The organism is Acidimicrobiia bacterium (assembly GCA_035651955.1).
GTDB lineage: Bacteria > Actinomycetota > Acidimicrobiia > IMCC26256 > JAMXLJ01 > JAMXLJ01.
The window spans coordinates 47,477-65,373 of the sequence record DASRES010000090.1; the positions used below are offsets into that span (position 1 = coordinate 47,477).

The 17,897-nt window shown below is 71.4% G+C and carries 18 protein-coding genes; 15 read left to right on the top strand and 3 right to left on the bottom strand.

The window, feature by feature from the left end; genetic code table 11:
* Window positions 1-10: 10 nt before the first annotated feature.
* From VFC33_20030 to guaA, 8 genes are all read left to right on the top strand, one after another.
* A complete protein-coding gene (locus tag VFC33_20030) occupies window positions 11-1,216 on the top strand; it encodes a type II secretion system F family protein (GenBank protein HZR15533.1) in 1,206 nt (401 codons plus the stop codon).
* A 2-nt stretch (window positions 1,217-1,218) separates the two neighbouring features.
* Window positions 1,219-1,638 carry a type II secretion system protein gene (locus tag VFC33_20035; protein HZR15534.1) on the top strand — a complete coding sequence of 140 codons (420 nt, stop codon included), beginning with the start codon at window positions 1,219-1,221 and terminating at the stop codon, window positions 1,636-1,638.
* Window positions 1,635-2,225 (top strand): prepilin-type N-terminal cleavage/methylation domain-containing protein, encoded by a 591-nt coding sequence (locus VFC33_20040; GenBank protein ID HZR15535.1) that lies wholly within the window; start codon window positions 1,635-1,637, stop codon window positions 2,223-2,225. Before VFC33_20035 ends, VFC33_20040 begins: the two co-directional genes overlap by 4 nt.
* Window positions 2,222-4,351, top strand: a complete 2,130-nt coding sequence (locus tag VFC33_20045) for a hypothetical protein (protein HZR15536.1) — start codon at window positions 2,222-2,224, stop codon at window positions 4,349-4,351. The genes VFC33_20040 and VFC33_20045 overlap by 4 nt, the downstream gene beginning before the upstream one ends.
* Window positions 4,352-4,401: 50 nt before the next feature.
* The gene (locus VFC33_20050) at window positions 4,402-4,749 is read left to right on the top strand and encodes a type II secretion system protein (GenBank protein ID HZR15537.1); all 348 of its coding nucleotides are present in this window, start codon (window positions 4,402-4,404) and stop codon (window positions 4,747-4,749) included.
* 84 nt (window positions 4,750-4,833) lie between these two features.
* On the top strand, window positions 4,834-5,520 hold the full coding sequence (locus VFC33_20055) for a CoA pyrophosphatase (protein ID HZR15538.1): 687 nt from the start codon (window positions 4,834-4,836) through the stop codon (window positions 5,518-5,520).
* A 76-nt stretch (window positions 5,521-5,596) separates the two neighbouring features.
* The gene (locus VFC33_20060; protein HZR15539.1) at window positions 5,597-6,763 is read left to right on the top strand and encodes a GuaB3 family IMP dehydrogenase-related protein; all 1,167 of its coding nucleotides are present in this window, start codon (window positions 5,597-5,599) and stop codon (window positions 6,761-6,763) included.
* 2 nt (window positions 6,764-6,765) lie between these two features.
* Window positions 6,766-8,301: a glutamine-hydrolyzing GMP synthase gene (gene guaA, locus VFC33_20065; GenBank protein ID HZR15540.1), complete on the top strand. Its 1,536-nt coding sequence runs from the start codon at window positions 6,766-6,768 to the stop codon at window positions 8,299-8,301.
* On the opposite strand, the gene VFC33_20070 is transcribed toward guaA, so the two are convergent.
* Window positions 8,302-9,141, bottom strand: a complete 840-nt coding sequence (locus VFC33_20070) for a class I SAM-dependent methyltransferase (GenBank protein HZR15541.1) — start codon at window positions 9,139-9,141, stop codon at window positions 8,302-8,304.
* Window positions 9,142-9,221: 80 nt separating this feature from the next.
* On the opposite strand from VFC33_20070, the gene VFC33_20075 reads away from it, so the two are divergent.
* The 4 genes from VFC33_20075 to pcrA all read left to right on the top strand — a co-directional run bounded on the left by VFC33_20075 (window position 9,222) and on the right by pcrA (window position 13,471).
* Window positions 9,222-10,244, top strand: coding sequence for a class I fructose-bisphosphate aldolase (locus tag VFC33_20075; GenBank protein ID HZR15542.1), 1,023 nt, complete (start codon window positions 9,222-9,224; stop codon window positions 10,242-10,244).
* 19 nt (window positions 10,245-10,263) lie between these two features.
* The gene (gene dtd, locus VFC33_20080) at window positions 10,264-10,701 is read left to right on the top strand and encodes a D-aminoacyl-tRNA deacylase (GenBank protein ID HZR15543.1); all 438 of its coding nucleotides are present in this window, start codon (window positions 10,264-10,266) and stop codon (window positions 10,699-10,701) included.
* Window positions 10,702-10,859: 158 nt separating this feature from the next.
* Window positions 10,860-11,150 carry a hypothetical protein gene (locus VFC33_20085; protein ID HZR15544.1) on the top strand — a complete coding sequence of 97 codons (291 nt, stop codon included), beginning with the start codon at window positions 10,860-10,862 and terminating at the stop codon, window positions 11,148-11,150.
* Window positions 11,147-13,471: a DNA helicase PcrA gene (gene pcrA / locus VFC33_20090; protein HZR15545.1), complete on the top strand. Its 2,325-nt coding sequence runs from the start codon at window positions 11,147-11,149 to the stop codon at window positions 13,469-13,471. The genes VFC33_20085 and pcrA overlap by 4 nt, the downstream gene beginning before the upstream one ends.
* Before the next feature lies 1 nt (window position 13,472).
* Here pcrA and VFC33_20095 read toward each other — a convergent pair whose 3' ends face one another.
* The gene (locus VFC33_20095) at window positions 13,473-13,976 is read right to left on the bottom strand and encodes a hypothetical protein (protein HZR15546.1); all 504 of its coding nucleotides are present in this window, start codon (window positions 13,974-13,976) and stop codon (window positions 13,473-13,475) included.
* Between the two features lie 136 nt (window positions 13,977-14,112).
* On the opposite strand from VFC33_20095, the gene VFC33_20100 reads away from it, so the two are divergent.
* The 3 genes from VFC33_20100 to sucD are packed head-to-tail and all read left to right on the top strand — an operon-like array spanning window position 14,113 to window position 16,574.
* On the top strand, window positions 14,113-14,517 hold the full coding sequence (locus tag VFC33_20100; protein ID HZR15547.1) for a cobalamin B12-binding domain-containing protein: 405 nt from the start codon (window positions 14,113-14,115) through the stop codon (window positions 14,515-14,517).
* Window positions 14,518-14,538: 21 nt separating this feature from the next.
* The gene (sucC, locus tag VFC33_20105; GenBank protein HZR15548.1) at window positions 14,539-15,690 is read left to right on the top strand and encodes an ADP-forming succinate--CoA ligase subunit beta; all 1,152 of its coding nucleotides are present in this window, start codon (window positions 14,539-14,541) and stop codon (window positions 15,688-15,690) included.
* Entirely contained in the window at window positions 15,687-16,574 is an 888-nt protein-coding gene (gene sucD, locus VFC33_20110; GenBank protein ID HZR15549.1) for a succinate--CoA ligase subunit alpha, read from the top strand. Before sucC ends, sucD begins: the two co-directional genes overlap by 4 nt.
* Window positions 16,575-17,376: 802 nt before the next feature.
* On the opposite strand, the gene VFC33_20115 is transcribed toward sucD, so the two are convergent.
* Window positions 17,377-17,826 carry a hypothetical protein gene (locus tag VFC33_20115; GenBank protein ID HZR15550.1) on the bottom strand — a complete coding sequence of 150 codons (450 nt, stop codon included), beginning with the start codon at window positions 17,824-17,826 and terminating at the stop codon, window positions 17,377-17,379.
* Window positions 17,827-17,897 lie beyond the last annotated feature (71 nt).

Consider the following 17,897-nt stretch of genomic DNA (forward strand, 5'->3'; position numbering starts at 1 on the left):
GGGAGCGCGCGTGCCGAAGTTCCGATACGCAGCCGTCGACGGCGAGGGCAAGAAGGTCCGAGGCACCCTCGACGCGCCGAACGAGACCAGCGCGCGCCTGGCGCTGCTCGAGCGCGAGCTCGAGATCGCGAAGCTCGACGAGCGGCGCAACCCGAACCAGATCGAGCTCACCACCCAGAAGGTGAAGCCCGAGCAGACGATGCTGTTCGCACGCCAGCTCGCGGCGTTCGTTCGCTCCGGCATCCCGATCATCCAGGCGATCGACCTCCTCGCGGCGGAGCAGAAGAAGCTGTTCGGCCGCGTCCTGCGTGACGTGTCCGACCGGCTGCGCCGCGGCGAGACGCTCTCCGACGCCGTCGCGGTCCACGCCGCGCGCTTCCCGCCCTACTTCGTGCCGATGCTGCGCTCGGCCGAGCTCACCGGGAACCTCGACTCCGTCCTCGACCGGCTGTCGGACTACATCGAGCGCGACCTCACGACCCGCCGAGCAGTGCGTGCCGCCCTCGTGTACCCGTCCGTCATCCTCGTGATGTCCATGGCGACGGTCGCGTTGCTCGTCGCGTTCGTGCTCCCGAAGTTCGAGCGGTTCTTCTCCGAGCTCGGCGCGAAGCTGCCGCTCTTCACTCGCCTGCTGCTGTCGATCGCGCGGTTCTTCGAGTCGTGGTGGGCCGTGATCCTCGGGAGCGTCGCGGCCGTCGTCGTGCTGACCGCGCTCGTCGTGCGAACGAAGCGAGGACGGTACGCGCGCGACGCGCTGCTCCTGAAGCTGCCGGTCGTCGGGACGGTCGCGCGATACGTCGCCGTCGAGCGGTTCTGCCGCGTGCTGTCGGCGATGATCGCGTCCGGCGTGTCGGTCGCGGCCGCGATGAACGCGGCCGCCGACGGCGCGCACAACCGGGTCTTCCGTCGCGCGTTGTACGCGGCACGCGACGAGATGCTCGAGGGGAACGGGATCGCGCGGCCCGTCGTCGACACCGGCCTGTTCCCGGACGCCGCCGGCCAGATGCTGCTCGTCGGCGAGACCACCGGGACGATGGACGCGCAGCTGCGCACGGCCGCGGACTACTACGAGCAGGAGGTGCTGCACCGGGTGAAGCGCCTCACGACGCTGTTCGAGCCCGCGGTCATCGTGCTGATGGGCGGCATCGTCGGGTTCGTCGCGATCGCGCTCGTGCAGGCGATGTACGGCGCGTTCCAGTCCGGGACGCTCCACTAGCGATGGCCCGCGGGCACCGCGGCGAGCGCGGCGAGACGCTGGTCGAGATCCTCGTCACGATCGCGGTCGTCGGGATCACGTTGACGGGCATCCTGGGCGGGATCGCGCTCGCGGTGCGGTCGTCGGGCGAGCAGCAGGGCCGCGCGACCGCCGAGACCGTCCTGCGCGACGAGGCCGAGGCCGTGCTGAGCCGCACGGTCACGTACGTCCCGTGCGCCACGACCTCGAGCTACCGGCCGTCGTACACCCCGCCGTCGGGATGGCAGGCGTCGATCACCGCGGTGCAGTACTGGGACGGCAAGACCCCCGCAGGCTGGCTCGGCACGTGCCCGAGTCCCGACAACGGGCTGCAACGGCTCACGCTCAGCGCCACCGACGGCCACGTGACGGAGACCGTCGACGTCCTCAAGCGCGTGTCATGAGCGACTTGTTCGCGCACGCGGGATGCAAGCGCCTGTTGGCGCAGGAGCGGCGAGCGCGACCAATGAACACGAGCGCGACGATCGAACACGGTTTCACGTTGGTCGAGTTGCTCGTCGCGATCGCGGTGCTCGGGTTCGTCATGTTCCCGCTCGGGGTCGCGATCTCGACCGGCGTGCACACGACGGTCGCCGCGTCGCAGCGCTTCACCGACGCGCACGGCACCCAGATCGCGGCGACGTACTTCGCCGAGGACGTCGCGAGCGCGGCGACGGTCACGGCGAACGACTCGTCGCCGTGCGGCGGTGGCGGGCCGTCCGTCGTGACGTTCCGCTGGAGCGACGACGTCTCGCCGTCGTCGGCCGCCTCCTACGTCGTCCGCACCGTCTCGGGTGACCGCACGCTCGTCCGCACGCTGTGTCGGGGCGGGCCGCCCGTCGAGACCGCGACGATCGTGACCGGTCTCGCGGCGGCGAACCCCTCGGTCGTGTGCACGCCGTCGTGCAACGCGCCTTCGTCGGTCACGCTGACGGTGACGCAGACGAGCGGCAACACGTTCCGCCTGCTCGGCACGCGGCGGTCGGCATGACCCGGCCCGCTCGCGGCGAGGCCGGTGCGAGCCTGATGTTCGCGCTCGTGCTCGTGTCGTTCGTCGGCGTGCTCGGCACGATCGTGCTGGGCTACGGCTCGATCGGGTTGCGCAGCACCGGGTCGGTGCGTGCGGAGCGCGCCGCGTCCTACGCGGCGGATGGCGCGGTGCAGGGCGCGATCCAGTACGTCCGGACGCGCGCGACCGCGGGGCGCGATCCCGCGATCGGCGGCACGTGCCCGACGTTCAGCGTCCCCGACGTCGACGCGACGCCCGTCACCGTCACGTGCACGGGCCAGGCCGGTAGCGGTGTCGTCACACCGGGCGTGAACGCGCCGCGCGACGCGATCCTGACGCTCGGGACGTCCGCGTCCGACGGCGTCACCGTCGTCGGGGGAGGGACGCTCCACGTCGCCGGAGCGGTGTTCTCCAGCAACACGATCTCGGTCCCGGGGAAGCTCGACGACACCGGCAACGTCGTGAAGGCGCGGGGCGCCTGCACCGGGACGATCAGCGCGACGAGCGTGCAGTGCAACCTCGGGCCGACGAACGACCCGGCCGGCACGGACCCCGCGTACGCGTCCCCGCTGAAGACATTGCCGACGTACCGCGCCGTCCCGGCGTGCCCCGGCCCGAACAGCACGGTGTCGTTCTCGCCCGGCTTCTACGACGACGCCGCCGGGCTGTCGTCGCTCATGAGCGGCGGGTGCCCGGGGCTGCTCGCGTGGTTCCAGCCCGGCACGTACTACTTCGACTTCGATCTCGACCCGACGCACCCGGCCGTGTGGTCGGTCGACGACCCCAGCGTGAACGTGGTCGGGGGCACACCGAACGGCTGGGCGCCGACCGGGCGTCCGGCCGTCCCGAACCCGGGCGGGTGCAAGACGGAGACGGATCCGGCGCCGAACGCCGGCGTGACGTTCGTGTTCGGCGGCGGGAGCCGCTTCGCCGTCGGCGGCGGGAAGGTCGAGCTCTGCGCGACGCCGAGCCGCACCGCGCAACAGCTCGCGATCTACGGGCTGCAGACGGGATCCACGCCCGCGCAGACGATCACGGCCGCGCGCGCCGCGACCGTCACGCAGGTCGCGCAGACGACCGCGTACACGTCACCGGGCAACGCGAAGGCGATCACGAACACACCGAGCAACGCGACCGCCGTCCTCGCGGCGGCTGCACCGGGCGCGGTCGACCCGACCGGTGCGCCGCCGAGCGTCGCGGCGCTCGACCTCGGCGGCTACGCGATGCCGGTGCTGCCCGGAGGCGCGGCCTCGCTGCAGGTGACGTTGCGCGTCGCGCACGCGGAGACGCCCGGCCCGGGCGCGATGGTCGCCGGCCGGCCCGGTCGCATCGCGTGGCCGGTCGGCGTGCCGATCCCTGCGCCGCCCAACCCGGTCCCCGCGCCGCCCGCGAACGAGCCGGCGGGCGTCTGGGTGCCTGTGACCGCCCCGCCGGCGGTCTCGCCCGACCCCACGCCCGGCGGCGGCACGATCACCGCCGCGCCCGGGTCGGGCACCGTGCCCGCGCCCGCCGGCACCGTCGCGCTCACCGCGACCGTCACGCCGGGCGACGGGTCGCCGGCGTGCACGGTGTTGATCCCCGCGTCGCAGACGTCGCAGGTGGCCGAGGGTGACGTCACGCCGTGCGTCGACACGCCGGCGAAGCGCAGCGGCCTTACGGTCCGGTTCGCGGCGTCGGCCGTCGCGAACGTCCCCGTCACCGAGAAGCTCGACGGCGTCGAGCTCGCGTTCCGCTACACACCTCCGGCCCTCCGCGCGCAGGCGGGATGCGTGACCGTGGGCGGGCCGGGCGGGTGCGCGTTCCTCACCGACACGGGCGGTTCGCCGCTCGCGATCCAGGGGACCGTCTACGCGCCGCGGGCGTCGCTCGACCTCGACCTCGCGCGCACGGCGCACGTCGTGCTCGGTCGCGGCGTCGTGAGCCGGGCGTTCGTCGTGCGCAACCCGTCCGCGGATCCGAACGGCACCGTCCGGCTGCTCGGGACCCGGCAGGTCGCGTTCGTGGCCACGGTGAGTGGGCACCGGCGGATCCGCGCGCTCGTCTCGTTCCTGGACACCCCGGTCGCCGGGCAGACAGTCACCGTCGACGACTGGAGCGCGGCCCGGTGAATCGCCGCATTCCCCCTCAAGCCGCCGCCTCAGCGGCCGAGAGAGAGAGCATGTTGACTGCGCGCAACCGCCGGAGCGAGCACGGCTTCACGCTGACCGAGCTCCTCATCGTCATCGTCGTCATGGGGATCCTCGCCGGCGTCGTCGTCTTCGCGATGTCCGGGGTGACGAACCACGCCAAGTCCACCTCCTGCACGACCGAGAAGCAGACGATCCAGACCGCCGAGGACGCGTACTTCGCGAACCCGACGAACAACAGCAAGTACGGGAGCGTGAACGCGCTCGTGACGGGCGGCTACCTCAAGGCGACGCCGAAGAGCTACACGGTGACGCTCGGTGCGGGCAGCACGAGCTACACGGTCACGGCGATCGCCAACAACGCCAACGGCTGCACGTGATCGCGGCGAGCGGCGCCGCCGCTCCGTCCACCGGTGACGAGGGCCCCGACCGGTTCGGTCGGGGCCCTCTTGTACTCTCGCTCCATGCTGGCGCGGGGTGGTTCGCAACGGATCCCGCGCCCGGCGCACGCCCGTCCCGGCGGTCCGCCGCCGTGGGCCGCGCTCCCGCCCGACGCGCGCGGCTTCACGGTCGCCGAGATCCGTGACGCGTGCCGCGCGCTGCCACCGCCGCAACGTCTGACGGCCGTCGCCCCGAGCCGTCCGGCCGCGGTGCTGATGCCGTTCTTCGACGAGGACGGCGAGGCGCGCGTCATCCTGACGAAGCGGCCGGAGACGATGCCGTCGCACCAGGGCGAGATCGCGTTCCCCGGTGGCAAGCACCAGCCGGACGTCGACGAGTCGCTGCTGCACGCCGCGCTGCGCGAGGCGCAGGAGGAGATCGGCCTCGAGCGCTCGACGGTCGAGGTCGCCGCGGAGCTCGACTCGCTCGGGACCGTCGCGTCGCGCTTCACGATCACGCCGTTCGTCGGCCTGCTCGACGGCCGTCCCGCGCTCCGCCGCAACCCGTACGAGGTCGTGTCGGTGTTCGACGTGCCGGTCGCGGAGCTCCTCGATCCCGACGCGTATCGCGAGGAGCGGTGGGACCTGGACGGGGACGAGCAGCCGGGCCGCGTCATCCAGTTCTTCCTGCTCCCGGGCGAGACCGTCTGGGGCGCGACGGCGCGGATCCTCGCCCGCTTCCTCGCACATCTCAGCGCGCCGCGTCTGTGACCGTCGGGACACCGGGTCCCGTGGGCCCGAGCGTTACGATTGTCCCTTCCCCACTGGGCGGTGACGGGAGTCGCAGGTGGAAGTCGAGATCGGGATCGGCAAGTCCGGACGACGGGCCTACGGATTCGACGACCTGGCCATCGTGCCGAGCCGGCGGACCCGCGATCCCGAGGACATCGACATCTCCTGGGAGCTCGACGCGTTCAAGTTCGAGCTGCCGCTGATCGCCTCCGCGATGGACGGCGTCGTCTCGCCCCGCACCGCGATCGAGACGGGCCGGCTGGGCGGTCTCGCGTGCCTCAACCTCGAGGGTCTCTGGACGCGCTACGAGGACCCCGACGCCGTCTTCGAGGAGATCGCGTCGCTGCCCGCGGACAAGGCGACGCGCCGGATGCAGGAGATCTACGCGGAGCCGATCAAGGAGGAGCTGATCGGCCGGCGCATCCGCGAGATCAAGGACGCCGGTGTGACGACGTGCGCGTCGCTCACCCCGCAGCGCGTCGAGGAGTACGCGAAGCACGTCCTCGAGGCGGAGCTCGACATCCTCGTCATCCAGGGCACGGTCGTCTCCGCCGAGCACGTCTCGAAGGACCCGTCCCGCCAGCCGCTCAACCTCAAGAAGTTCATCCGCGAGTTCGAGGTCCCCGTCATCGTCGGCGGATGCGCGTCGTACTCGACCGCGCTGCACCTCATGCGGACGGGCGCGGTCGGCATCCTCGTCGGGGTCGGCCCGGGTCACGCGTGCACGAGCCGTGGCGTGCTCGGCATCGGCGTCCCGCAGGCGACCGCGATCGCCGACGCCGCCGGCGCGCGCATCCGTCACCTCGACGAGACCGGCGTGTACGTGCACGTCATCGCGGACGGCGGGATGCGCACCGGTGGCGACGTCGCCAAGGCGATCGCGTGCGGCGCCGACGCCGTGATGATCGGGTCCCCGCTGGCGAGCGCGTTCGAGGCGCCCGGCCGCGGCTACCACTGGGGCATGGCGACGTTCCACCCGACGCTGCCGCGCGGCGCGCGCGTCAACGCGGGCCAGAAGGCGACGCTCGAGGAGATCCTCGTCGGGCCCGCCCACGAGAACGACGGCACGCTCAACCTGTTCGGCGCGCTGCGCACGTCGATGGCGACGACGGGCTACGAGACGCTCAAGGAGTTCCAGAAGGCCGAGGTGATGGTCGCGCCCGCGCTGCAGACCGAGGGCAAGGCCCTCCAACGCAGCCAGGGCATCGGCATGGGCAGGTGAGCGTGAACGATCACGACCTCGTGATCGTGATCGACTTCGGGGCGCAGTACGCGCAGCTGATCGCCCGTCGTGTGCGCGAGGCGCACGCGTACTCGGAGATCGTCCCGCGCACGACGCCCGTCTCCGACATCCTCGCCCGCCGTCCGAAGGCGGTGATCCTCTCGGGTGGTCCCGCGTCGGTGCACGTCGACGGTGCGCCGTCGATCGATCCGTCGCTGTACGACGCGGGCGTTCCCGTGCTCGGCATCTGCTACGGCGCGCAGCTCCTCGCGCGCGACCTCGGCGGCGAGGTGCGCCGCACGGGGACGGGCGAGTACGGCCGCACGCCGTTGTCGGTCACGGGCTCGTCGCCGCTGTTCACCGACCTTCCCGTCGAGCAGCAGGTCTGGATGAGCCACGGCGACGCGATCGTCGAGCCCCCCGCGGGGTTCGTCGCGGTGGCGACGTCCCCCGGCGCGCCGGTCGCCGCGCTCGAGGACCGCGACCGCGCGCTCTACGGCGTGCAGTTCCACCCCGAGGTCGCGCACACCGAGCGCGGCCAGGAGATGCTCAAGGCGTTCCTGTACGACGTCGCCGGGTGCCGGCCGACGTGGACGCACGTGTCGATCATCGACGAGGCCGTCGCGCAGATCCGCGCGCAGGTCGGGGACGAGCGGGTGATCTGCGGGCTGTCCGGCGGTGTCGACAGCGCGGTCGCGGCCGCGCTCGTGCACAAGGCCGTCGGCGACCAGCTCACGTGCGTGTTCGTCGACACCGGCCTGCTGCGGCTCGGCGAGGCGGACCAGGTCGAGGAGACGTTCCGCCGCCAGTTCCACGTCGAGCTGGTGCACGTGAAGGCGGCCGACCGGTTCCTCGGCGCGCTGAACGACGTCATCGACCCGGAGCGCAAGCGCAAGATCATCGGCGAGACGTTCATCCGCGTGTTCGAGGAGGTCGCGCGCGACCTCGACGACGCCCGCTTCCTCGTGCAGGGCACGCTCTATCCCGACATCGTCGAGTCGGGTGGCGGCGACAACGCGGTGATCAAGAGCCACCACAACGTCGGCGGTCTCCCGGAGGACATGGACTTCGAGCTCGTCGAGCCGTTGCGCAACCTGTTCAAGGACGAGGTGCGCGCGGTGGGCGAGGAGCTCGGGCTCCCCGAGGACATCGTGTGGCGCCAGCCGTTCCCCGGTCCGGGTCTCGGTGTGCGCATCGTTGGCACGATCACGCCCGAGCGCGTCGAGACGTTGCAACGCGCCGACGCGATCGTCGTCGAGGAGATCAAGCGCGCCGGGCTGTACCGCGAGATCTGGCAGAGCTTCGCGGTGCTCCCCGCGGTGCGGACCGTCGGCGTGATGGGCGACGACCGCACGTACGCGTACCCGGTGATCATCCGCGCGGTGACGTCTGACGACGCGATGACCGCCGACTGGGCGCGCATCCCCTACGACGTGCTCGAGCGGATGGCCTCGCGCATCATCAACGAGGTGCCCGGTGTGAACCGCGTCGCGTATGACATCACGTCGAAGCCGCCCGGCACCATCGAGTGGGAGTAGTCACGTCGTCGCGACGAGGAGGTCCTCGCCGCTCGACGGTTGCAGCCCATCGCTGCGGTTCGCGAAGTACCGCGCCATCAGGTCGCGTCCCGACACGTGCTCGACGTCGCGGAAGCCCGCGTCACGCGCGAGCGCGAGCATCTCGTCGGGCGTGAAGAAGCTGATGAACGGTGTGCCGCTCGCGGCCGCTCCGCGGAGCGCGAACTCGCGCGCCGGACGGTCCTCGGGGTCGACCAGCTCGACCGGGAGCTGGAACGTCATCACGAGCACCGAGCCGGCCGCGAGCGACGCAACCTGACGCAACGTCGTCGCGATCGCGTCCTTCGTCAGGTACATGCTCACACCGAGCGACGCGACGACGGCCGGCGCGCCGGCGTCGAAGCCGGCGTCGACCAGCCCGTCCCACCACGAGCCGCCCGCCTCGAAGTCGACGGGCACGAGCCGCAACCATTCGGGAACGCCGAACCCGCGCTCGACGAGCCGCGCGCGCTTCCACGCCTGCGGGCCGGGTTGGTCGACCTCGAACACGCGCAGGCGTGACGCGACCTCGGGCCTGCGTTGCGCGAACGTGTCGAGACCCGCGCCGAGGAGCACGTATTGACGTGCCGCGCTCCCGGTGACGAGATCCTCCACGAAGCGCGACCGCGCCACGATCGCGGCCCGGAACCGGCTCGTCCCGTCGGGATCCATGTCGCCACGGTCGCGCCAGCCCTCGTCGGGATCCGCGAGCTGCAGCCCGATCTCGTCCTCCAAGACGTGCGGAGGTGGATCGATCTGGACGTGCATGGCGCGCCACAGCGCCACCCGCACCGCGGTGTGATCGGGCTCGGCAAGGGGCATGGGCCCATGATCGCCCGGTCCGCCCGCCGTGGAAGAATGAGCGGTCCGGGAGGATTCCGATCGACCCACAGGGGGACCCGATGAGCCGAGCGGAGCTGGAGCAGACGGCCCGCGCGCTGGTCGCGCCGGGCAAGGGCATCCTGGCCGCCGACGAGAGCAGCGGCACGATCAAGAAGCGGTTCGACACGATCGGGGTCGAGTCCACGGAGAGCAACCGCCGCGACTACCGGCAGATGCTCTTCACGACGCAGGGCGCCGGCGACTTCATCAGCGGCGTCATCCTCTACGACGAGACGATCCGACAGCAGGCCACCGACGGCCGCTCGCTCGTCGAGATCCTCCAGGCCCAGGGGATCATCCCCGGCATCAAGGTGGACCTCGGGGCGAAGCAGCTCGCGAAGTCGCCCGACGAGAAGGTCACGGAAGGTCTCGACGGGCTGCGCGAGCGTCTCGTCGAGTACCGCGGCCTGGGGGCGCGGTTCGCGAAGTGGCGCGCCGTGATCACGATCGGTGCGTCGATCCCGTCGCAGTACTGCCTCGACGTGAACGCCGACGCGCTCGCGCGCTACGCCGCGCTGTGCCAGGAGGAGGGCATCGTGCCGATCGTCGAGCCCGAGGTCCTCATGGACGGCTCACACACGATCGAGCGCTGCTACCAGGTCACGTGCGACACGCTGCACACCGTGTTCGACGCGCTCTACGCGCAGCGCGTCGAGTTCGAGACGATGCTGCTCAAGCCCAACATGGTCGTCCCGGGCAAGGAGAATCGCACCGCGCCGCCGGACGAGGTCGCGGACGCGACGATCGCGTGCTTCCGCACGGTCGTTCCCGCGGCCGTCCCCGGCATCGTGTTCCTGTCCGGCGGCCAGGGTGACGAGGAGGCGACCGCCAACCTCGACGCCATGAACCGGCGCGGTCCGCACCCGTGGCCCCTCTCCTTCTCGTACGGGCGCGCGCTGCAGGCGGCGTCGCTCAAGGCGTGGAAGGGCGACAAGGCCAACGTCGAGGCGGGCCAGCGCGCGTTCCTGCATCGCGCGAGGTGCAACGGCGCCGCGCGCGACGGCCGGTACACGCCCGACCTCGAGCGCGAAGCGGTCGCCTGAGCGCCGCCGCGTCCACGGCATGCGCGCGCTCGTCCAACGTGTGACGGGCGCGCGCGTCACCGTCGACGGCGGCACGGTCGGTGAGATCGGCACCGGGCTGTGCGTGCTCGTCGGCGTCACCCACGACGACGACGAGCGGGTCGCGCGGAAGCTGGCCGACAAGGTCTGGAACCTGCGCGTCTTCGACGACGCCGCCGGCCACATGAACGTGCCCGTGCACGCGGTCGGTGGCGCGCTGCTCGTCGTCAGCCAGTTCACCCTCTACGGCGACACCCGGCGCGGCCGCCGGCCGTCGTGGACCGCGGCCGCGCCCCCCGACCACGCGGAGCCCCTCGTCGCGCGGTTCGTCGACGCGCTCCGTGACCTCGGCGGCCACGTCGAAACCGGGCAATTCGGCGCGCACATGGCGATCGCCCTGGTCAATGACGGTCCCGTGACCCTGCTGCTCGAGGCGTGACGCGCGCCACCTGAACGCGCGCTGAGGTGTCCCTGAGAAGGTCGGGATGGGTGGGGACGTGCAGGGCGGATGGCGGTACGCTTGGCGCCTCCCGGCGGGCCCGCCCGCCCCGCCCGAGCAGTGCGTCGCCGCAAGGCGAGAAGGCGAGAATGAGCGCAATGCAGCGCATCGACTCCTCGCACAGCATCTGGCTCTTCGACACGGACCGGATGCGCTTCCGTCGCCTCCCGAAGGGAGCCGATCCGGACGCGCCCTCGCTCGAGAGCGACTGGGAGCCGTACTACGCGCTCGACGTCGACCCGGAGACCGGCTCGTTCTCCGTCGCGCTGAACGAGGACCGCACGCGGCTGCTGCGGTCGTGGCGCGAGGAGTCGGTGCCGGCGGTGAGCCTCGACGAGACGACCGAGCTCGACACCGCGGAGTTGCGTCTCCAACCCGCCGAGGAGTGAGCGGGAACGACGGCGACCCCGACGCGCTGCTCGCCGGGCTGAATCCCGTCCAGCACGAGGCGGTGGTCGCGCCCGACGGGCCGATGCTCGTCATCGCGGGCGCGGGCTCGGGCAAGACCCGCGTCCTCACGCACCGGATCGCGTACCTCGTCGCGCAACGACGCGTGTCACCGTTCGGCCTGCTCGCGATCACGTTCACGAACAAGGCCGCGGGGGAGATGAAGGAGCGCGTCGGCGCGCTCGTCGGACCGGTCGCGTCGCGGATGTGGGTGTCGACGTTCCACTCCGCGTGCGCGCGCATCCTTCGTCGGGAGGCACCGGTGCTCGGGTACCGGTCGTCGTTCTCGATCTACGACCAGGCCGACGCCGTGCGCCTCGTCGACTACGTACGCCGCGACCTCAACCTCGACCCGAAGCGGTTCTCGCCGCGACAGCTCCACGGCCGCATCTCCGCGCTGAAGAACGACCTCGTGACCGCGACGGACGCCCTGGAGCGTGCGGTGACGCCGCCCGAGAAGCGCCTTGCCGACGTGTACGTCGAGTACCAGCGTCGCCTGGCCGACGCGTCGGCCGTCGACTTCGACGACCTCCTCGTGCTCGCGGTGCGGCTCTTCCGCGAGCACCCGGACGTGCTCGCACACTGGCGGGCGCGCTTCCGGCACGTTCTCGTCGACGAGTTCCAGGACACGAACCTCGCCCAGTGGGAGCTCGTGCGCATGCTCGCCGAGGAGCATCGCAACGTGATGGTCGTCGGCGACGCCGACCAGGCCATCTACAAGTTCCGCGGCGCCGACTACCGCAACCTCGTGCGCTTCGAGGAGGCGTTCCCGGACGCGACGGTGATCGTGCTCGAGCAGAACTACCGCTCGACGCAGCGGATCCTCGACGCCGCCAACGCGGTCATCGCCAACAACGTGTCGCGCCGCCCCAAGCAGCTGTGGACCGAGTCGGTCGCGGGCGAGCTCATCACCCGCTACCACGCGGAGGACGAGCACGACGAAGCCGCGTTCGTGGCGCACGAGATCTCGCGCCTCACCGAGAGCGAGGGCCACCGCTTCGAGGACGTCGCGGTCTTCTACCGGACGAACGCGCAGAGCCGCGTCATCGAGGAGTCGCTCGTCCGCAGCGGCATCCCCTACCGGGTCATCGGCGGGACCAAGTTCTACGACCGGCGCGAGGTCAAGGACGCGATGGCGTACCTGCGCGCGCTCGTCAACCCCGACGACGAGGTCAGCTGGAAGCGCATCGTCAACACGCCCAAGCGCGGCGTGGGCGACGCGTCCGTCCGCCGCATCGACACGTACGCGAAGACGGCAGGGCGACCCTTCCGTGACGCGATGCGCGAGGCGCCGATCGCGGGCGTCACCGGCAAGGCGCTCGGCGGGATCCGCGACCTGCTCGACGTCATGGTCGAGCTGGAAGAGGTCGCGAGCGGCGGCGTCGCCGCGGTGCTCGAAGCCGTGCTCGCGCGTACCGGCTACGTCGCGGAGCTGGAGGCCGAGCGCACGATCGAGGCGCAGGGGCGGATCGAGAACCTGCAGGAGCTCGTCGGCGTCGCGGGCGAGTTCGACGAGCAGCTCGACGCCGGCAACGTGGGCACGCTCGCCGCGATCGCCGGCGTCGGTGTCGCCGACGGTGAGAGCGCGATCGAGATCCCGGTCGGGCTGCCGCGCGTGCAGGCCTTCCTCGAAGCGGTGTCACTGGTGACCGACATGGACACCGACGAGGACGACGCCGAGCCCGACGGCCGGGACCGCACGAACGTCACGTTGATGACGTTGCATGCCGCGAAGGGGCTCGAGTTCCCGGTCGTGTTCCTCACCGGTCTCGAGGACGGCGTGTTCCCGCACGCGCGCAGCCTCGGCGAGCCGGACGAGCTCGAGGAGGAGCGCCGGCTCTGCTACGTGGGGATCACCCGCGCGCGTGAGCGGCTGTACCTGTGCCACGCGTGGTCGCGCAGCCTGTTCGGCGCGACCGACTACTACCCGCCGAGCCGCTTTCTCGCCGAGATCCCCGACGAGCTCGTGAACGTGCTCGGCGAGACGCGCTCACGCAGCGGGTTCGGCCGCCATCGCGACAGCGTCGTCGCGGCCGCGATGCGGGACGGCACGGGAACGGGTGCCGGCGTCGCGACCGGCGGGCGCGGCGCCGAGCGCATGGGGCTGCGCATCGGCGACGACGTGCTGCACGAGAAGTTCGGCGAGGGCGTGATCCTCGACCTCACCGGCGAGGGCGACAAGGCCGAGGCCGTCGTCCGCTTCCGCGACGCGGGCGAGAAGCGGCTGCTGCTCGCGTGGGCGCCGTTGCAGAAGCCGGCGTGAGTCAGCTCGACGGCGGCGACTGCGCGAGGCCCGGCGGCGGGAGCAGCGTGCGCAGGTCGACCAGGAACGCGCCCTTGGCCGATCCGTGGTCGCCGATCGTCGACTTGTAACGCGGCAGGTCGGTGCTCACGTAGCGGTTGCCGTCGCAGTCCACGAAGCGGTCGATCGACCCCCGCCAGCGGACGGTGCAGTCGTCGCGCTGCCACGGGTGGTCGGCGAGCGCGACGACCTGTCCGTTCTCGAGCGCGAACAGGATGTCCCGTCTGCCCTTGAACGGGTCGGGATAGTAGAACGGCCCGCCGTCCTTGAGGTTGGCCTTCAAAGACGCGGCCTGGCCGGCCGGGAACGGCGTGTACGTCCTCGGCGCCGACGCGCCGCGTGTCACGAGCACGATGATCGCCGCGACGACGAGCCCGGCCGCGAGGAACCCGACGGCTGCGAGGACGAGCGGCCGCGCGTCGGAACGGCGTGCCGTCGTGCCTCGCGGCGGCGTCGTGAGGGGCATCAGGTGGGGTGTAGCCACGGGCGCGTCGCAGAGTCCAGTCGCGTCCGCCCAGAATGACCGAGTTGGCGCGACGTGAGTATCGTGGCGCCGCCGATCAGGAGCCCAGGCGCTGGTTCCGGCGGCATCGGAGGTGTCGATGCAGCGGCGCTACCGCGTCGTCGTCGCGAAACCCGGCCTCGACGGCCACGACCGTGGTGCGAAGGTCATCGCGCGCGCGCTGCGCGACGCCGGCTTCGAGGTGATCTACACGGGCCTGCACCAGACGCCCGAGCAGATCGCCGAGACCGTGCTGCAGGAGGATGCCGACGCCGTCGGTCTCTCGCTGCTCTCCGGTGCCCACATGACCCTCTTCCCGAAGGTCATCTCGATGCTGCAGGAGAAGGGCGTCGGCGACGTCCTCGTCTTCGGTGGCGGCATCATCCCGGACGGCGACATCGCGCCGTTGAAGGCGGCCGGAGTGGCCGAGCTGTTCACGCCGGGGACGCCGTTGCAGACGATCGCGGACTGGCTCGAGCACGCGCTCGACGACCGCGCTGCGTGACGCACACGACAGAGGGGCGACGTGGATCTCTTCGAATACCAGGGCAAGCAGCTGTTCGCGCGCTTCGACATCCCGGTCTCACCCGGCGAGGCCGTCGAGACGGTCGATGCCGCGGTCGCCGCCGCCGACCGCCTCGGCTACCCGGTGGTCATCAAGGCGCAGGTGCAGGTGGGCGGGCGGGGCAAGGCCGGTGGCGTGAAGCTCGCCAACGACACCGAGGAGGCGCGCGAGCACGCGTCGAACATCCTCGGCATGGACATCAAGGGCCACGTGGTCCACGTGCTGTGGATCGAGAAGGCGAGCGACATCGAGCAGGAGTACTACGCGTCGTTCACGCTCGACCGCTCCGCGAAGAAGCACCTCGGGATGCTCTCCGCGCGAGGCGGCGTCGACATCGAGCAGGTGGCCGAGGAGGAACCGGGCGCGATCGCGCGGATCCACGTCGACCCCGTCGACGGGCTGAGCGAGGACGTGTGCCGCGCGTGGGTCGAGGAGGCGAAGCTCGACGCGCGCGCGACCGACGGCGCGGTCGACGTGCTGACGAAGCTCTACCGCGCGTACACCGAAGGCGACGCGGACCTCGTCGAGATCAACCCGCTGATCCTCACACCGGACGGTCGTGTGCACGCGCTCGACGCGAAGGTCACGCTCGACGACAACGCCGCCTTCCGCCACCCCGAGTGGAAGGAGTACGGCGGGCAGCAGACGCTCGACCACCGCGAGCAGCTCGCGCACGAGAAGGGCTTGCAGTACGTCGGCCTCGACGGCACCGTCGGGATCATCGCCAACGGCGCGGGGCTCGCGATGAGCACGTGTGACGTCGTGAACCAGGTCGGCGGATCGCCGGCGAACTTCCTGGACATCGGCGGTGGCGCGAACGCCGACGTGATGGCGGGCGCGCTCGAGGTGATCAACGCCGACGACAACGTGCACGCGATCTTCATCAACATCTTCGGCGGCATCACGCGCGGCGAGGAGGTCGCCAAGGGGATCGTGCAGGCGTTGGAGCGCGTCGAGCTGCGCGCGCCGATCGTCATCCGTCTCGACGGCACGAACGCCGAGGAGGGCCGGGCGATCCTGAAGGACCACGAGTCCGACCGGCTCGTGTCGAAGCCGACCATGTTGGAGGCCGCGCGCACCGCGGTGGAGCTCGCAGGGAAGGGTGGACGATGAGCATCCTCGTCGACAAGACGACGAAGGTCGTCGTCCAGGGGCTGACCGGCAGCCAGGGCCGCTTCTACGGGCTGCGCAACCGCGCCTACGGCACGCAGGTGGTCGCGGGCACGTCGCCGAAGAAGGCCGGGACCGACGTCGACGGCATCCCCGTCTTCGCGACCGTGAAGGAGGCGGTCGCGGCGACGGGCGCCAACGCGTCGATGGTGATCGTGCCGGCGCCGGGCGCGCCGGCAGCGGTGATGGAGGCGGCGGAGGCGGGCATCGAGCTCGTCGTCGTGCTCACCGAGGGCATCCCCGCGCAGGACGAGGCGCTGTTCTACAACCGGTTGCGGCGCGACTTCCCCGGCACGCGCCTCATCGGGCCGAACTGCCCGGGCCTGCTCACGCCGGGCGAGTGCAACATCGGCTTCATCCCCGCCGAGGTCGCCAAGGCCGGTGGGCCGGTCGGCATCGTGAGCCGTTCGGGCACGCTCACGTACCAGGCGCTCAAGGAGCTGGGCGACATGGGGATCGGGGTGACGACGTGCGTCGGCATCGGCGGGGACCCGGTGCCCGGCACGAGCTTCATCGACTGCCTCGAGCGCTTCGAGGCCGACCCCGAGACCCGCGCCGTGATCATGTTCGGCGAGATCGGCGGCTCCGCCGAGGAGGAGGCCGCCGAGTTCATCGCGAAGAAGATGAGCAAGCCCGTCGTCGCCTACGTCGCGGGGGTGACCGCGCCACCCGGCAAGAAGATGGGTCACGCGGGGGCGATCATCTCCGGTTCGAAGGGCACCGCCCAGGCGAAGATGGACGCGCTGCGCGCCGCCGGCGTCCATGTCGCGCTCAACCCGACCGAGGCCGGGGACCTCATGGCCGACGTCGTCGCCGGACTCTCGTAGCCGGCGCTGCCACTCGGCGATGCGCCGGCGGCGTGCCGGAGTGAGCTCGCCGATCTCGTACACGCCTCGGCGCACGCGCCGAGCGCGTCCGATGTCGTGCTCGTAGCCGAGCGCGTCGGCGAGACGCTTGACGGGCGTCGCACCCGCGACGGCGTACCCGGAGACGTGGAGCGCCCGGTGGATCTCCGGGAGCGACAGCGGCCGTCCCGCGCGGACGAGCGCTCCGAGTGAGGCGTAGCGGAGCTCGCGGCCGCGCAACGCTCGGGCCGGGGGCGCCGGTCGTCCGATCGGTTCGGGCCCGCCGATGCGGGGACGGCGAACGCCGCGGAAGCCGCGGCCCGCCCCGGCCGGCCACAGCCGGTCACGCAGCGCACGCAACTGGGCGCGGACGACCGCCATTCGGCGCGCGAGTCGCTGGAACTCACGGTCGATCGACCCGGCTTCGTCGATCAGCTGTCGGCGCAGGCGCTCGAGCTGAGCGCGATCGAGGGCCCAGATGCGGGGCGCGGGGTCGGCCACGACCTCTCCTCTCGCGACGGATGCGATCGGGGAAGTCGCTTCGACGTGACGCTAGTCCGGCCCTGTGACACTCACGTTCCGGCCGCGCCTCGCGTCGAATCGCTCGGCGATTCGGCGCGAGTGGGCGAGGGCGTCGACGCGGGCGGACGGGTGGACGGAGGCGAGTCCGGCGAATCGCCCGGCGATTCGACGCGAGTGGACGAGGGGACGCAGTACCGCGCGCGCAACGCGCGACGGCCACCAGACCAGCGCGGCCGCCGGCCCACGAGCGCAGCGCGCGGTGTCAGATCAGACCGGGCCGCGACGTCCGCTCGTGCTGCAGCATGACCGCGCCGACCGCGAGCCCGATCGCACCGATGAGGACGAAGTAGTAGCCGAACCCGAAGTCGGCGCCACCCTTGTCGACGACCGAGTAGCACACGGCGAGCAACGCGGCGAAGAACCCGAGCGCGACGAGCAGCTGCTCCCACGTGAACGTCAGCACTCGCGCCGGAAGCTGCGCGGACGTGAACTTCGCGACGGCGACCTGTGCCGCCATCAGCACGCCGAAGATCGGGATGAGCGTCGCGACGGGGAACAGCCCCGAGCTCCACGCGCTGACGCTCTTGCTCGACACGTGGAACGCGCCGAACGAGCCGCCACCGATCTTGTAGAAGGGAAGGAACGAGAACACGAGAACGACTGCACCTGCCGCGAGAACCACGATCTCGGCCGGCGTGAGCTTCTTGTCCACGACCAGGACCTCCGTTCGTTGGGGTCGCCGGGCCGATCAGAACATGAGACCCCGCTGAATTCCAAGGACTC

Coding starts and splice junctions, on each gene's coding strand:
- VFC33_20045 (HZR15536.1), top strand. CDS start 2,222: ATGACCCGGCCCGCTCGCGGCGAGGCCGGTGCGAGCCTGATGTTCGCG.
- VFC33_20100 (HZR15547.1), top strand. CDS start 14,113: ATGCAGCGGCGCTACCGCGTCGTCGTCGCGAAACCCGGCCTCGACGGC.
- VFC33_20035 (HZR15534.1), top strand. CDS start 1,219: ATGGCCCGCGGGCACCGCGGCGAGCGCGGCGAGACGCTGGTCGAGATC.
- VFC33_20050 (HZR15537.1), top strand. CDS start 4,402: ATGTTGACTGCGCGCAACCGCCGGAGCGAGCACGGCTTCACGCTGACC.
- VFC33_20095 (HZR15546.1), bottom strand. CDS start 13,976: ATGCCCCTCACGACGCCGCCGCGAGGCACGACGGCACGCCGTTCCGAC.
- dtd (HZR15543.1), top strand. CDS start 10,264: ATGCGCGCGCTCGTCCAACGTGTGACGGGCGCGCGCGTCACCGTCGAC.
- sucD (HZR15549.1), top strand. CDS start 15,687: ATGAGCATCCTCGTCGACAAGACGACGAAGGTCGTCGTCCAGGGGCTG.
- VFC33_20075 (HZR15542.1), top strand. CDS start 9,222: ATGAGCCGAGCGGAGCTGGAGCAGACGGCCCGCGCGCTGGTCGCGCCG.
- VFC33_20085 (HZR15544.1), top strand. CDS start 10,860: ATGCAGCGCATCGACTCCTCGCACAGCATCTGGCTCTTCGACACGGAC.
- VFC33_20040 (HZR15535.1), top strand. CDS start 1,635: ATGAGCGACTTGTTCGCGCACGCGGGATGCAAGCGCCTGTTGGCGCAG.
- VFC33_20055 (HZR15538.1), top strand. CDS start 4,834: ATGCTGGCGCGGGGTGGTTCGCAACGGATCCCGCGCCCGGCGCACGCC.
- VFC33_20070 (HZR15541.1), bottom strand. CDS start 9,141: ATGCCCCTTGCCGAGCCCGATCACACCGCGGTGCGGGTGGCGCTGTGG.